Origin of the sequence: Nocardioides halotolerans DSM 19273, assembly GCF_000422805.1 — a bacterium.
GTDB classification, from domain to species: domain Bacteria; phylum Actinomycetota; class Actinomycetes; order Propionibacteriales; family Nocardioidaceae; genus Nocardioides; species Nocardioides halotolerans.
Genome location: NZ_KE383923.1, coordinates 445,981 through 460,871 on the forward strand (window position 1 = coordinate 445,981; position 14,891 = coordinate 460,871).

The 14,891-nt window shown below is 64.0% G+C and carries 13 protein-coding genes; 9 read left to right on the forward strand and 4 right to left on the reverse strand.

The genetic code is table 11. The features are described from left to right. Window positions 1-4: 4 nt before the first annotated feature. Genes G514_RS0116970 through G514_RS29405 form a run of 4 tightly spaced genes read left to right on the forward strand, consistent with a single transcriptional unit; the run spans window position 5 to window position 3,787 of the window. A complete protein-coding gene (locus tag G514_RS0116970) occupies window positions 5-1,135 on the forward strand; it encodes a thiolase C-terminal domain-containing protein (protein WP_211222169.1) in 1,131 nt (376 codons plus the stop codon). 10 nt (window positions 1,136-1,145) lie between these two features. Beyond that, window positions 1,146-1,583 carry a Zn-ribbon domain-containing OB-fold protein gene (locus tag G514_RS29400; RefSeq protein ID WP_051247601.1) on the forward strand — a complete coding sequence of 146 codons (438 nt, stop codon included), beginning with the start codon at window positions 1,146-1,148 and terminating at the stop codon, window positions 1,581-1,583. Then, the gene (locus G514_RS0116980) at window positions 1,580-2,365 is read left to right on the forward strand and encodes an enoyl-CoA hydratase/isomerase family protein (protein ID WP_028652731.1); all 786 of its coding nucleotides are present in this window, start codon (window positions 1,580-1,582) and stop codon (window positions 2,363-2,365) included. The genes G514_RS29400 and G514_RS0116980 overlap by 4 nt, the downstream gene beginning before the upstream one ends. A 45-nt stretch (window positions 2,366-2,410) precedes the next feature. Further along, the gene (locus tag G514_RS29405) at window positions 2,411-3,787 is read left to right on the forward strand and encodes an MmgE/PrpD family protein (RefSeq protein WP_051247603.1); all 1,377 of its coding nucleotides are present in this window, start codon (window positions 2,411-2,413) and stop codon (window positions 3,785-3,787) included. Between the two features lie 66 nt (window positions 3,788-3,853). Here G514_RS29405 and G514_RS29410 read toward each other — a convergent pair whose 3' ends face one another. The 4 genes from G514_RS29410 to G514_RS0117005 form a co-directional block, all read right to left on the reverse strand. Beyond that, window positions 3,854-4,624 (reverse strand): ABC transporter ATP-binding protein, encoded by a 771-nt coding sequence (locus G514_RS29410; protein ID WP_036565080.1) that lies wholly within the window; start codon window positions 4,622-4,624, stop codon window positions 3,854-3,856. Continuing rightward, complete coding sequence (locus tag G514_RS0116995) at window positions 4,599-6,329, reverse strand: branched-chain amino acid ABC transporter ATP-binding protein/permease (protein WP_028652733.1); 1,731 nt, start codon at window positions 6,327-6,329, stop codon at window positions 4,599-4,601. Before G514_RS0116995 ends, G514_RS29410 begins: the two co-directional genes overlap by 26 nt. A 23-nt stretch (window positions 6,330-6,352) precedes the next feature. Continuing rightward, window positions 6,353-7,243 (reverse strand): branched-chain amino acid ABC transporter permease, encoded by an 891-nt coding sequence (locus G514_RS0117000; protein WP_028652734.1) that lies wholly within the window; start codon window positions 7,241-7,243, stop codon window positions 6,353-6,355. 81 nt (window positions 7,244-7,324) lie between these two features. Further along, window positions 7,325-8,488, reverse strand: a complete 1,164-nt coding sequence (locus G514_RS0117005) for an ABC transporter substrate-binding protein (RefSeq protein ID WP_084152172.1) — start codon at window positions 8,486-8,488, stop codon at window positions 7,325-7,327. A 382-nt stretch (window positions 8,489-8,870) separates the two neighbouring features. Between G514_RS0117005 and G514_RS27370 the strand changes: the two genes are divergently transcribed. Genes G514_RS27370 through G514_RS0117025 form a run of 5 tightly spaced genes read left to right on the forward strand, consistent with a single transcriptional unit; the run spans window position 8,871 to window position 14,885 of the window. Next, window positions 8,871-9,842: an amidohydrolase family protein gene (locus G514_RS27370; RefSeq protein ID WP_157544920.1), complete on the forward strand. Its 972-nt coding sequence runs from the start codon at window positions 8,871-8,873 to the stop codon at window positions 9,840-9,842. Window positions 9,843-9,857: 15 nt separating this feature from the next. After that, the gene (locus G514_RS31375) at window positions 9,858-10,217 is read left to right on the forward strand and encodes a metal-sulfur cluster assembly factor (protein ID WP_084152173.1); all 360 of its coding nucleotides are present in this window, start codon (window positions 9,858-9,860) and stop codon (window positions 10,215-10,217) included. A gap of 43 nt (window positions 10,218-10,260) precedes the next feature. Then, the gene (locus tag G514_RS0117015; RefSeq protein ID WP_028652736.1) at window positions 10,261-11,409 is read left to right on the forward strand and encodes an acyl-CoA dehydrogenase family protein; all 1,149 of its coding nucleotides are present in this window, start codon (window positions 10,261-10,263) and stop codon (window positions 11,407-11,409) included. A gap of 29 nt (window positions 11,410-11,438) precedes the next feature. Then, window positions 11,439-12,635, forward strand: coding sequence for a CaiB/BaiF CoA transferase family protein (locus tag G514_RS0117020; RefSeq protein ID WP_169576477.1), 1,197 nt, complete (start codon window positions 11,439-11,441; stop codon window positions 12,633-12,635). 39 nt (window positions 12,636-12,674) lie between these two features. Then, on the forward strand, window positions 12,675-14,885 hold the full coding sequence (locus tag G514_RS0117025) for an acetate--CoA ligase family protein (protein ID WP_084152174.1): 2,211 nt from the start codon (window positions 12,675-12,677) through the stop codon (window positions 14,883-14,885). The last annotated feature ends 6 nt before the right edge of the window (window positions 14,886-14,891 follow it).

Sequence of the window (14,891 nt, forward strand, 5' to 3'; positions counted from 1 at the left end):
GGCAGTGACTGGCGTCGGCCAGACCGAGTTCTCGAGCGGCAGCGGCCGCAGCCAGTCCCGCCTCGCCATCGAGGCTGCCCTCTTGGCCATCGCGGATGCTGGACTCAACCCCGGTGACATCGACGGGATCATCCCCTACCAGATCGGACCACCAGCGGAAGATCTGATCGCGATGCTCGGGCTCGGAGACGTCCGGTTCACTGCCGTCTCTCATCTGGGCGGCGCTAGCCCGGTCGCCGGGCTCCGCACGGCCTCCCTTGCCATCGCAGCGGGCCAGGCAGAGGCCGTCCTGATGTACGTCGCGAGAAATGGTCGGTCGGGGGACAGAGTCGAGTCGCGCGTGACGCAGCAAGTGCCCGGTCAGCAGTTCCGTCACGGCCTCGAACACCCTCTAGGACTCAGTCTCCCGGTCCAGACCTACAGCCTCATGTGCCGCCGACACATGCTTGACTTCGGCACCACGAGGGAGCAACTGGGCAAAGTCGCCGTCACCATGCGTGAACATGCTCTACTCAACCCGCATGCCCAGATGTACGGCCGAGAGCTCACATTCGAGCAGTACGTCACCTCGAAGCCGATCGCACTCCCCTACCTGATGTTCGACTGCTCCCTTGAGACGGATGGCGCGTCGGCGATCGTGATCACGTCGGCAGAGAGAGCGCGAGACCTTCCCCAGCCGCCAGTCCTGATCAGAGGCGTTGCCGAGGGTCACGCGGACTCCGCCGACGACCTCAGCGCCAGGAACCCGATCTACGGTACGGGCCTCGCCAAGGCTGCACCTCGAGCGTTCCGTGAGGCCGGCATCGGGCCAGCAGACGTGGACGTCGCTCTGATCTACGACTGCTTCACCTTCCAAGTGATCCAGCAACTTGAAGCGGCTGGCTTCGCGCCCCTCGGCCAGGGTGGAGCATTCGTCGAGGCCGGAGAGATCGCGCTCAGCGGCGGATCCCTACCCGTCAACCCGCACGGCGGACTTCTGTCAGAGGGCCACCTCGCTGGCATGAACCACATCGTCGAGGCAGTGCTCCAGCTTCGTCACGCCGGTGGTGATCGCCAGGTCCCAGGAGCAGAAGTAGCGGCGGTGACCGGCTGGGGCGACCTCGGCGACGGTTCACTTGCAGTGTTGACCAACTAGGAGAACAGCCGTGAACGCAGAGCTCGCAGCACTCGACGGACCCCGCCCCGACAGGCGGGATCCGGAGATCCGCCATTTTTGGGACGGCCTCACAGAGCGGGAGCTCCGCGCGCAGGTGTGCGCAGATTGTCAAGGCGTGCAATGGCCCCCACGTGCGGCATGCGTCAAGTGCCAGAGCCTTCAGCTCACCTGGCACGTCATCGCCGGCTCGGGCACGCTGTCGACGTGGACCGAGGTACACCGCACCGGGCTTGCGGGATACCAGGACCTCGTTCCCTATGCAGTGGGCATCGTCGAGATCGACGAAACTCCCGTCCGAATGGTCGGCTACATCCACACGCCCGACATCGACACCCTCGTCGCCGGTGAACGCCTCGTGGTCAGGTTCGCCGAACGAGGCGAGGGGGTCGTGTTGCCAGTGTGGCACCGGGAGAGCGAGGGCGCATGACCCAGGATCCGCTCCTCGTTTCTCGCGACGGCCACGTTGCGACGGTGACTCTGAATCGCCCCAGTCGGCTGAATGCGCTCAACGGTGCGCTCTTCGACGCCTTGGCATCGACCTGGCGAGAGCTGGACAAGGACGACGATGTGCGGGCCGTGGTACTCACCGGTGCGGGAGACCGTGCCTTCTGCGTGGGCGGTGACCTCAAAGAGTTCGCAGCCCTCAGGGCACGACACTCGAGCGACGTCCGCGCTGGAGCTCCGCCTCGCTACCTCAGCGCCACCTACGAATGGGAGATCAGCAAGCCGGTCATTGGCGCGATCAATGGATACGCGCTCGCAGGGGGATTCATGTTGGCTCTGCAGTGCGATCTCCGAGTTGCTAGCAACTCGGCCACCTTCGGCATCACCGAGGCACAGGTCGGTCGCGCGGCGCCGTGGTCGGTACCGCTTCTGTGGGCGATGCCAAGCGCCATCGCGCTAGAGATGCTCCTGCTCGGACGGACCATCGGAGCCGAACGCGCACACCAGGTCGGACTCGTCAACGAGGTGACGCCGCCGGAGGAGACCCTTCGACGTGCTCAAGAACTCGCCGCACAGATCTCTGAGAACGCCCCTCTGACCGTCCAGGCCCACAAGCGGCTGTTCTACAGGACGATGGACGTCGGCAGGGCTGCCGGCTATCTCGTCGCCGACGACATGTGTCGGGTCGTGTACGCCAGCGACGACTGCCAAGAAGGACAGTCGGCATTCGCCGAGGGACGCAAGCCGGAATGGACCGGCCGCTGACCACCCGATCCCGAGGTCGCCGCGGTCTCGGAAGGAGGAGGCATCGTGTCTCTGGCGGATGAGATAGCGGCTCTCAGTGACCTGGCTCGGAGCTCCCATCTGGCGCCCCAAATCGGGCATCTGGTCACGGAGTCCTTCGTGGACACCCTGGCCTGCGTCATCTCCGGAGCGGGTTCACCAGCCGGTCGGCTCCTCCGCCAGCACAGGCTGCTCACCGGTAGGTCCGACCTCGAGGCGCGGATCCCAGGAAGCACCGATCGACAGTCATTGATGGACGCCGCGTTGACCATCGGTACCTGCGCCCATGTCGCAGACTTTGACGACGTGTGCTGGGAGATGATGGGGCACCCGTCGGCGGTTCTCATATCGGCTCTGTTGCCAGCTGGTGAGGCTCTCGGCAGTTCGGGACAGGATCTCGTTTCCGCATACCTGGTCGGCTACGAGGTGATGGTGAGCCTGGGTCACGCAATCACTCCCGAGCACTACTTACGGGGCTGGCACGCCACAGCTACCTGCGGCACGTTAGGGGCCGCGGCCGCCATTGCGACCCTGTTGCGTCTCGACCCCGTCCAGTTCACCTCCGCTCTCGGCATCGCCGCATCGCAAGCCGCAGGTCTGCGCCAGAACTTCGGCAGCATGGTGAAGCCGTTCCATGTCGGCATGGCGGCGCGAAACGGCTTGCAAGCTGCGTTCTTGGGAGAGGCTGGACTCGTGGCAGACTCACACGCCCTGGACGGCGAGTCTGGCTTCCTCAACGCGTTCGGACCTGACACGAGCACCTCGGTGCACCTCGCTCAAGACCTGTCGCAGCTCCTCATCACGAAGTACGGACTCACTAGGAAGCAATACCCGTCTTGCGCAGCAACGCATCAGGCCATAGACGCGGCTCGGAGCATTTACCGTCGAACGGTCCTGCCACCCGAACGGGACCTTGCAGTCAGGGTGCTCGTGGCGCCTGCATGCTTGCCGCCTCTGCTCACGCGGTTTCCAACGACCGCCTTGGAGCGCAAGTTCAGCATGGAGTTCTGCGTAGCGAGCGCACTCCTGGCGGGAGAGGTCGACATGTCTCGCTTCGAGGATGATGCTCCCCCCGATGACGCGGTGACCAGTCTCATGAAACGCGTCGAGGTGAGCCTCCACCCAGAGCTCTCAGCCATCCCCGAGAACAGTGCTGAGGCGTCCGCGGCCGAGGTAGTCGTGACGACCTCGCGCGGCACCGCCTTGGATCGGGAACGGGTTTTGTTAGCAGAAGGTTCGCCCGCAAACCCTCTGTCCGAGGCGGCGCTGCGCCTGAAGTTTGAAGCTCTTGTGGCTCCGGTGCTGACCGATCGAGGTGCTGCCCATGCCTACGCTTCAGCGTCGGGGCTTTCCACTGTCGGAAACGTCCGAAGCTTGGTCGACGCGCTGGTTCTGCCTTCGTAGCACGTGACGAGGTGGAGAGCGGAACACCCGGGCGATGGGCGACGTCCCCGAGCGAACGTGACGCGTCTAAGGACTTGCGGGACTCCCGGCTTGGCGCTCCTCGGCCGTGCCCATGTAGGCAGCTACCGTTTGCTCGGCGGTGAGTTCGCTCGCCGGGCCGTGATACACGACCTCTCCGCGCTTGAGCAGACATGCCGTGTCCGCCAGGGTCAGGGCAAGGGAGGCTCCCTGCTCGGCGAGGATGATTGCCGCTTCGCCTAGTGTCCCGGTCCGCTTCGACAGCACTGCGTAAATACTCTGGGTCATGATCGGCGCGAGCCCCATGCTCGGCTCGTCCAAGAGCATCACCTCGGGCCGGGCCATGATCGCTCTGGCGATAGCCAGCATCTGCTGCTCACCTCCGGACAGGAGGCCGCTTCCCTGCTGTCGGCGCTCGAACAGGCGGGGGAAGAGCTCGTAGCACTCCTCGAACCCCGAGAGTAGGTCTGCCCGCGTCGCACGCCGCCGGCTTGCCCTGCCTGTCAGCTCCAGATTCTCCTCGACAGTCAGGCTGGCGACCACGCGCCGTCCCTCGGGTGAATGGGCAATACCGCTTCTCAAGACGATCTCAGGACGCTTCTTCAAGATGGATGACCCTCGTAGACGGATGTCTCCGGCCGCAACTGGAACGAGGCCACTGATCGACTTCAACAGGCTGGTCTTGCCCGCTCCATTGGCACCAAGGAGGGCCACCACCTCACCCGGACGGACGCTGAAGCTTGCGTCGGTAACGGCCTCGACGCGTCCATACCTGATCGTGACCTGCGTCAGGCTAAGCAGGTCGTCCGATGTATGCATCGATCACAGCCTCCTCCTTGAGGATCGAATCGGCGGGTCCGACGGCAATGACTGATCCGAAGTCCAGGACCATCATCCGATCGCAGTGCTCGGCCATGATGCTGACGTCGTGCTCGACGACCACGACCGTGACGCCACGAGCCCGAACGTGCTGAACCAGCTCAAAGATCTGAGCTCGTTCGTAGGGCGTCATGCCAGCCGTCGGCTCATCGAGAAGCAAGAGCTTTGGTTGGCTCACGATCGCGCGCGCTATCTCTACCTTGCGCTGGACACCGTAGGGAAGGCTTTCCGTCGGCTGACTCGCGAGCTCGCCCAGACCGAGCTCGGCCAACGTGTCGCGCACCAGGTCCTTGACCTCTGCCGTCACATGTTCCCCGAGGCGGCCGTCCGCCATCCTGGGGGAAACGGCTCTCCTGTGGGTGTGATAGGCGCCCAACGAGACGTTGGCTGCAACGGTGAGCTCACCCAGGAGACGAATGCCCTGGAAGGTGCGTGCTATCCCCGCGCGAGACAAGCGTTCAGGGTGACCCCACATGGTTGACAGTTCTCGCCCGTCCAACTGCCCCTTTCCAGCATCGGGAAAGTAGACACCGGACAGGACATTGAGCAGTGACGTCTTTCCCGACCCGTTCGGTCCGATCAGGCCGAACACCTCTTGCGAGTAGACGAACATGTCTGCGCCCCGCAGAGCCTGGATGCCTCCGAACGACTTCTGGATCCCCTCGAGCGACAGGAGAGGCGACTCTGATGTCCTGTCGGCCGCCACAGCTGGCTTCGGTACGGCGATCCCGGCGGCTCGTGGCGTTGATGGTGCGCTGGACGTGTCTCCGTCGAACGCCGAACCTGCTGTGCGGGTTCGTGCGAGGAGCCACGTCACGAGTCCTCTGCCTGTCCCCACGAGACCTCCGGGAAACAGACCGATGACCAAGACGATGAGCGCACCGTTGATCATGGCGCCGTACTGATCGAGGCCGCCCAGAAACAGAGGTAGTCCGAAGATCACGATGCCACCCAGCAGGGGTCCCCACGAGCTGGCCCGGCCGCCGAGGATCGCGGCAGCAAGAACTTGGACAAGAAGCGCGAAAGAGTAAGAACTCGGATCCGCGAACCCCGCCTGATTGACGAAGAAGGATCCGCCTAGTCCAGCCAGGAAGCCGGAGGCCACGAAGAGCGAAATGCGGTACCACTTGATCCCGATCCCTTGATGAGCAGCCATGATCGGTTCATCCCTGATGGCTGACATCGCAAGTCCAACCCGTGTGCGCTCCGTGAGCAGGCACACGACCAAGACCAGCGCGATCGAACCGACCAAGTAGAGGTCCACCTGCTCGGGCAGGATCCCGTAGATGCCCTGTGCGCCACCCGTGAACTCCAACTGCAGGATCAGCTCACGCACGATCTCGCTGAAGCCGATGGTCGCGAGCGCCAAGTAGACGCCGCTGAGCCGCGACAGGAACACGCCCAACACGAGCCCTGAGACTGCCCCGAACACGCCGCCTGCTAGCGCCGCGAGCAGGAATGGCCATCCGTGATCTGCGATCAGCACGGCGGTGGTGTAGGCGCCGATCGCCATGAAGCCGATCTGTGGCATGGCAAAGAGGCCGACGCGGAGAAGGATGAAGACGCTCAGCCCCACGAGGGTGAGCGCGAGCCCCTGTCGGACGGCATAGTCATAGATCCCGAAGGCGTCGAGAAAGGTCTGCATGCGTATATCCGTCCCAGGTCCGGCTAGACGCGAATCTCGGAGGACGGAACCGCAAAGAGGCCCTGCGGCCGTACCACCAGGACCAGCATCAACAGCCCAAAGATGACGACGTTGCGGTAGCCGGACGACAGGTACGCCGTCGTGTACGAGCTCGCGAGCCCCACGACGAGCCCACCCACAACCACCCCTTTGACGCTTCCAAACCCGCCGAGGACCATGGCAGTGAGCGCGAGGACCAGGTAGGCGTTGCCTTGACGCGAGTCGATCTGGCTAAAGGCCAACGCGATGAGGACGGCCGCGACGCCGGCCAGAACTCCAGACAAGAAGAAGACGAGGGCGCTCACACTGGTAGCCCCGACGCCCAGCATCGAGGCCAGTTCTCGGTCGTAGGCGACCGCGCGGACCTCGCGGCCGATCTGTGTTCGGGTCATCAACAGACCGAGGAGCACGACCGTAACTCCCGCAACACCCACGATCAGCAGCTGGATACTCGAGATCTGGAGTCCCCACACGCGCCACGAGCGGATCGGAAACAGCCCGTCCGGCAATCTGACTGTGACGTAGTTCAGATGCTTGCTGATCAGCTCCGTCAGGATGATTCCACCGCCGACGCTTGAGATGAACGCAGCCAGCTCTTTGTCCCGCCGAGAGTCCAGATGTCGGATGAGTACGAAGTAACAGAGGACGTTGAGCACGCCGGCTAGAAGTGCGGCACCTGGCAGGGCTACCACGAGGGGTAGCCCGAATCGGTCCGTCAAGTCCCATGCGAACACTGCTCCCCATGAGAAGACCGCAGCATGGGCCACATGGAAGACGCTGAGGTTCGCAATCACCAAGCTGAAGCCCATCGCAAAGAGTGCAAAAACCATGCCTAAGGCGATGCCGTTGATCGTCTGCTGACCGAGGAGCTGCACCAGGAGGCCCTTCCAGTGGAGGTTGCCGGTGGCGTCCGGCAGCCCTCTGGCCGCCGGACGCCACCGATCAGCGAGTCATTCTCAGTCCGTCACGATCTGGACCTCGCCACCGGCCCCGAACTCGACGACCGTCCCGGGATAGCGGGCAGCGCCGCCATCCTCGAAGTGCAGACCCTGGACCGGACCATGATCCTTCAGCCAGTCGGAGTCGACCGCGTCCGCCATGGCGTCCCGCAATGCCTCTCCAGTCACCTCGCCGCCGTCGGCCAAGACCGCCCGAATGCTTGCGGCCAGAAGCCATCCGGTCTCGTACCCCAGGGCCGAGAAGGCGACTGGGTCGGAGTCGTACTCCTTCTTGTACTCCTCGACGAAAGCTGCACTACTGGCTTCCCCAGGCGACCACAGTGCGCCGTAGATCGAGCCAACCGCGGCGTCGCCGGCGACCTCGAACACCTGGGGTCCCCAAGCGTGGCTTCCAGAGAGCAGTACGCCGTCGAATCCGCCGAACTGGGCAATCTGCCGCACGATCGCTCCCGACTGCTCAGCCAGCGTGATGATCAAGATGGCGTCCGGATCGGCATCCCGAATGTTCGTGAGCACGGACGAGAAGTCCGTGTCCGTCCCCGAGACGTCCTCGCGGGCGACGAACCCATCGACTCCGTCATCCTTGAGAGCCTGCTCCGTGATGTCCGCTGTCGAAACGAGTGCAGGGTTGTCGCGGTCCACGATCACAGCGACCTTCTGATGGCCTGTCGAAACGATGTGCTTGGCCAGGGTCACCATGACAGTGCTGACATCAGTCAGCCGGAATTCATAGCCCTCCTCGTTGGGGACCTCACCGCCTGAACCGCTGACGAACAGCATCTTGTTCTGCGTGGCACACGGAGTCACCGCCGCCGCGATGGGCGTGAGGGAGTCACTGATGATCGCTGGGTACTTCTTCTGCGCGTACTGGTTGCAGAGCGTCACAGCGTTCGCTTCGACGGAAGTCGTGTCCTTCGAGTCGATCTTGATCGACACATCGGCGGCGTCCTTGAGGTCCCCGGCGCTGTCCTTGAGCGCGAGGTCGAGGCCGTTCTTGAACGGGACGCCATACGGAGCGCCGGCTCCGGTCAGATTGGCCATCATGCCGACCGTGATTACTTTGGTGCCGTCAGAGGATGTGTCGCCACCGTCTGATCCACATGCACTCGCTAGTAGCGCGAGACAGCTGGCGGCGATCGCGGTCCTTACCCACAAAGTCATGCTGCTCCTTCGATCGATGGCTCGGGTGCGGGCGTGCGCTCCCGGGAGTGATGAGCTAGCAGCACGCGGGCCTCAAGAGGCCTTGAGTTGACGGCCGGGCGGCCTGGGAATGAGACGTAACGTGACAGTCCCCACATCGGCATGTCAAGCATTCAGGCCGAAACTTTCCGAAATTTCGGATGGCGATCCGCAGTTCCGGACGGCTGGCCGCCCATGGTCGATGGACTGTTTTGTGCGCCGTTCAGGCGGTGGATGCTGGGATAGTTGCTTCCTTGACAGAGGTATCTGAGGCTGAGTAACTTGCGGTCGTGTTCGAAAACACGAAAAGTCTCCGCGCACTCGAAGGGTGGGTGCCTCGTGCCCACACAGCAGGGTCGCGACCGTGACAAGCCCGCGCCGCATCGTCGACGGAGTGGTCCATCCGTACAACCTCCTCAGCTCCAACTTTGCCAATCAAGCCTCGGCGCGATTCGCCGAGGGCCTGTACCGCCACCACGTCGCGTATCAGCGTCAGTCCGACGGCTACATCACCAGCCGCGAAGACTTCATGGGTCAGTCATCCAACGAGTCGGTACTGGCCGCAGTCGAAGAGGCCGGCGTCGAAGCCGTGGTCTTTCACGGGCTGCCCCTGTGGGACTACTTCATCGACGGGCTGACCTCGCTCGAGCAGGGGAAGCACCTGCGGGACTCCACGTCGAAGAAGGTCTTGCTCTACGCGCCGATCAGTCCGCTTGACGGTCCTCTCGCCCTCCAGCGCCTCACCAGGAATGTCGAGGTCGACGGGGTGGACGGCATCAAGTTGTACCCCTCGGCGTACATGAATGGCCGCTCCTACACCTGGACGATGGACGACGAGAAGGTGGCGTTCCCGGTGTTCGAAAGAGCATTGGAACTCGGCATCCGAAACATCGCTGTTCACAAGGCACTTCCGGTTGGCCCCGCGCCAATCGGACCCTTCCGCGTCGATGACCTCGTCGGTGCGGCCGCAGAGTTCCCAGACCTGAACTTCCAAGTGGTCCATGGGGGTTTGGCGTTCCTGGAGGAGACCGCGCAGTTGTTGCACCGATTCAGCAACGTGTACGTCAACCTCGAGGTGACCATGTCCTACATCGTCACGCGCCCCCAGCTCTTCGCCCGAGCGCTCGGCGAACTCCTCTATTGGGGCAGCGCCGAGCAACTCATCTTCGCGAGCGGCTACAACCTCATCCACCCCAAGCCGCTGATCGATGCGTTCGACGTCTTCGAGATGCCACAGAGCCTGGTCGAAGACGGGTCGTTCCACCCGATCACACAAAGCGACAAGGACCTGATCCTCGGCGGCAACGTCATCCGGCTTCACGGACTCAACGAGTGACGGCGGGCGACTGAGATGACATCACGAACAACCCAGGCACAGCAGGACGAGCTGGGCTCGGTCCGCGAAGCAGTGTGGACGTCGCTCGGACGCTTGGTTGACCCATGTAGCGAAGGGCTTGGCCAGCCGATCGATGTCGTGTCTCTTGGGCTCATCGAATCAGTCGACGTCGATGCAGACACCGGTGTCGTCCAGGTGTCCTTCTGTCCGACGGGAGCCTCCTGCTTCTTCCAGATGCCGCTGCTCGAGGAAATCGAGCGACGTGTGACAGAGGTGACGGGGTGGCGATGCGAGACCGAGATCCACGACCAACCGTGGACTCCAGACCGCATGAACCCGCCCCACGCCATTCGGCGACCCCATCTAGGTTCCTGACCCCGACCAGCGCCCCATCGGCAACGACCTTCGACGGAGAAGAATGCTCGACTGGCAAGAGGAACTCATTGCTGCGACTCGCGAGGCCACTCGCGGCGTCACCGCACGCCTGGACAGGAACTACTACCTGCAGCTCGTGCGAGATGACGCTGTCCCCGGTCCCGAGCTGTGGTCGCTCCTCGGGGAGCAGGGGCTGCTGGGTCTGGGCGTGCCTGAGGAGTACGGCGGCTCAGGTGGCGGCACCACGGCCCCAGTCGCCTTCATGGAGGCAATGGCCGAAGCCGGCACCCCGCCCCAGCTCTACGTGTCACTCGGGTTTGTCCGACAGGCGATCCTGCTGCACGGAACACCGGAGCAACGGGCTCGATGGGTGCCACCGACTGTTACGGGCGAGATCCGATACGCGTTCGCCCTGACCGAGCCTGGTGCGGGGAGCAACAGCTTCAACCTGACGACGACAGCTCGGGCGACCGATCACGGCACCTACCTGATCTCTGGCCAGAAGACGTTCATCTCCTCCGCCGACGAGGCAGAGGAGATCATGGTGGTCGCTCGATCCGAGGGCGACCCGCGAGACGTGGGCCTGTACATGGTGCCCATGCCCAACGATGGAGTGACGCTCCAGCGGCTGACGATGGGCCTGAACATCCCACAACGCCACTTCACCGTCTTCTTCGACAACGTCGAGGTGCCTGTGGACGCTCGCATTGGGAGCGGAGGCTCGCGGGCCAGCGAACTGTTCAGCGCGCTCAACCCGGAGCGGCTGATCGTCGCCGGCATGACGATCGGGTTGGGCACTCGTGCGGTGCGGCTCGGCGTGGAATATGCCCAGGTACGTGCGCCGTTCGGCACGCCGATCGGCGGCTACCAGTCGGTTCAGCATCCGTTGACCGACGCCCGGATCCATCTGGACGCCGCTCGACTCGTGACCTACGACGCCTGCGCCCGGCACGATGTCCAAGGCGCCGACATCGGTGTGCAGGCCACCTCCGCCAAGTACCTGGCGAGCCTCGCAGCCGATGCAGCAATCGATGCAGCGCTACAGGTACACGGTGGTTCGGCGTTCGAGGCTGACACTGACATCGCCGCTCTCTGGCCGATCATCCGTCTCCAGCGCATCGCTCCGGTCAGCAGTGAGGTGACACTCAACTACTTGAGCCAGGCAATGCTCGGCCTACCTCGGAGCTACTGAGCATGCCGAGCGGCCTTCCACTCGCCGGCGTGCGAGTCGTCGACATCACCCACAGCATCGCCGGTCCGTTCTGCACTCAACTACTCGCGGACTTGGGTGCTGACGTCGTCAAGATCGAACGCCCCGGCAAGGGCGACGACTCGCGATCGTGGGGCCCACCCTTCTGGGAAGGCATCAGCGCTACCTACCTGGCCTTCAACCGGAACAAGCAGTCCGCCGTCGTCGACCTGAAGACTCCGGCCGGGCGAGCGATAGTGAGCGGTCTGGTGAGCGACGCCGACGTGGTGGTTCACAACCTCCTGCCGGCAACTGCGACCCGTCTGGGGCTCGACTTCGACACGCTCACCGAAAGCAACTCTTCGTTGGTCTACTGCGCAATCTCAGCGCACGGCAGCGTCGGGCCCTTGAGCGACCAGCCTGGGTACGACGCGCTCATGCAGGCTTCCGCGGGTCTGATGAGTGTCACGGGTCATCGTGACGCCGAGCCGGTGCGAGTGGGCTTCTCGGTCATCGACATCGGTACGGGGATGTGGGCTGCACTCGGGGTCCTGGCTTCGCTCAGGACGCGGGAACAAGTCGGCGGACCGCAGCGAGTCGATGTCTCTCTGTATGAGACCGCACTCGCCTGGTTGCCGGCCCAAATCATGAGCTACATGGCCACGGGCGTCGTGCCGCAGCCCGAGGGCTCAGGAGCAGCGATGATGGCACCCTACGAGGCGTTTCAAACCAAGGACGGCTATCTCCTCGTGGCTGCGAACAACGACGCACAGTGGCAACGGTTGTGCGTGGCGATGGAAGCACCCGGACTCGCTCGGGACTCGCGCTTCGCGAGCAACGAGCTTCGCGTAGGACATCGCTTGGCGCTGCACGAGACCATCGCGCCGTTCTTCGCCTCCCGAACGACGGCTGTTGCGGAGAGCGCCATGAAAGGCGCAGGCGTCGCGTGCTCTCCGGTTCGTGGCATCGACCAGCTGATGAGCGACCCACAGACTCGCGCGCTGGAGATGATCCGCAGGACAAGCCACGACGACATCGTCGACTATCGGGACATCGCCCCAGCCGTCCGCCTCAACGGTGAACGTCTGATGTCTCGGAGCGCCCCACCGCCGGCAGGCGCCAACACGCGTGCCGTCCTGGCGCAGCTCGGGTACGGCGCCGATGCAATCGCGGCCCTTGAGGCGGCCGGCGTCGTGGAGGCTCAGCCCGAGATCGCTGCCGCGCCCTAGAGGCGAGCGAGCCGGCGGCGCCGGCAAAGAGACACACCTGTGAAGGAGCTCCTCTTGTCCCGCAACCTCTACTCCCCTCAGGAGCTGAAGCCTTTCCTGACGCCAAGAGCCGTCGCGGTGGTCGGGGCATCACCTCGCGATGATGCCCTGGGAGGAAAGCTGCTGCGCAACGCAACGCGTGCCAGAGGGGTCCAGCTAGTCGCAGTGAATCCTCGCTACGCAGGCGACGAGGTTCACGGCGTTCCCTGTATCGGGAGCTTGGCGCACTCGCCGTTCCCACTCGACCTGGTCTGCGTCTGCATCCCCCGCGACGGTGTCCTCGACGCTCTCTCCGAAGCACGCGCCGTCGGCGTGTCGCATGCGGTGGTGCACTCATCAGGCTTCGGTGAGACTGGAACTGCGGACGGCATCGAGGCTGAGCGGGGTTTGGCGCGATTGGTAGCCGATGGAATGCGGATCCTCGGCCCCAACTGTCTCGGGGCCATCAACTCAAGCACCGGCATGGAGTTGCACTTCACCCGTGCGTTCGGAGGTGACCTGGTTGAGGGGCACGTCGGCATCGTCTCGCAAAGCGGAGGACTGGGGTATCTGCTCGGCCAAGCGGCCTACGAAGGCGTTGGTTTCTCCCATTGGGCGGCGACGGGCAACGCCGTCGACGTCGACGTCCTCGACCTTGCGCACCTCATGCTGGCGGACCCCGCGACGCGCTGCGTCGTCATGATCCTCGAGGGTCTGAAGAACCCCGAGCGCCTCTGGCAGTTGGGCCGTGCAGCGGCGGCAGTACGGAAGCCAGTCCTGGTGCACAAGCTCGGTGGATCTCCGAAGGGTCAGCAGGTGGCTCAGTCTCACACCGGCGCACTCATGGGGGGCGACACACTCCTTCGTGAAGCCTGCGCGCAGGCGGGACTGGTCGTCGTCGATCACTTTGACGAATTGGTGCCAACGGCGTCCCTCTTCGTCAAGGCTGAGCCGCGTGCCCTCGGTCAAGTTGCCGTGCTGTCAGGCTCGGGAGGAGCGGCCATCCTTGCGGCTGATGAAGCCCATGCCGCGCAGGTCGAGCTCGGTGAACTCCAGGATTCGACGCTGAGGACCTTGAATCTCGCTCTGCCGACGTTCGCCCGTGCCGGCAATCCAGTGGACATGGGCGCTGAGGCTCCAACGCAGATCTTCACGGAGTGTCTGGACGCTCTTGCAACTGACCCAGGTACTGGACTCGTCTTGACCGCCGTCACCCTCGCGGCCGAGACGACGTCGGAGCCGCGGGCACACGCGATGGCGGAGTACGCGGCCACCCACCTTGGTGACGACACTGCAGGAATCGGTGTCGTGTGGCTGAGCGACTGGACCGAGGGCCCTGGCCTGAGGCTCCTCAAGGATGCACCCCATGTGAGCGTGTTCAAGTCGTTCCGGTCCGCATTCGCCAGCGCCCGCCACTGGCTCGATTGGCGAGCCCACCTCCAGAGGTCACTGACGCATGGGTTCCCAACGCGACTACTGGATGGCGCTCAGGAGCAGGCGATCCGAGCCGCAGGTCTCGGATCGCTTCCTGCTGTTGATGGTCCCTACTACCTGAACGAAGCAGAGGGCAAGCGCGTGCTCTCGGCGCTGGGCATCCCCATCCCACCGAGCGTCGTCGTGTCCACCGAGACACCAGGCGCACTCCGCATGGGTGACTTGGAGCGCGACAGCCTTCGCCTCCACGGCATCACCTTTCCGGTCGTGGCAAAGATCCTTGATCGACACCTCTTGCACAAGGCGAGAGTCGGGGCCGTACGCCTGAATCTCACCGATCCCTCAAAGCTTGGTGATGCGATCTCAGAACTCTCGGTCCTCGCATCCTCCTTGGGTAGCGGCTCTGAAGTGCTGGTGGAGAGCATGGTGTCCGCTGAACGAGAGTGGTTCGTCGGGGCTTCACGAAACGCTGAGTTCGGCACAGTGCTCACGGTCGGTCGGGGCGGCACCCGCGTGGAGGAGCTGGAGCCTCTGATCGTCTTCGGCGCTGATTCCGCACACGAGCTCGCCGCCCTACTAGCAGAGCGTTTCCCCGCGCAGCAGGACGAGCCGGGTGCAACGCAGGCCCTGCACGCCTTGGCCGAGGCCGCAATGAGGCTCGTGACCTTGCTTGCGGCTCTTCCCGAGATCGTCGAGGTGGAAGTCAACCCCCTGCTCGAGACCGCCGAAGGCCGCCTAGTCGCGGCGGATGCTGTCATCACTACCAACCCCATGGTCGCGCCGGTGAAGCACTCGTGACAGTTC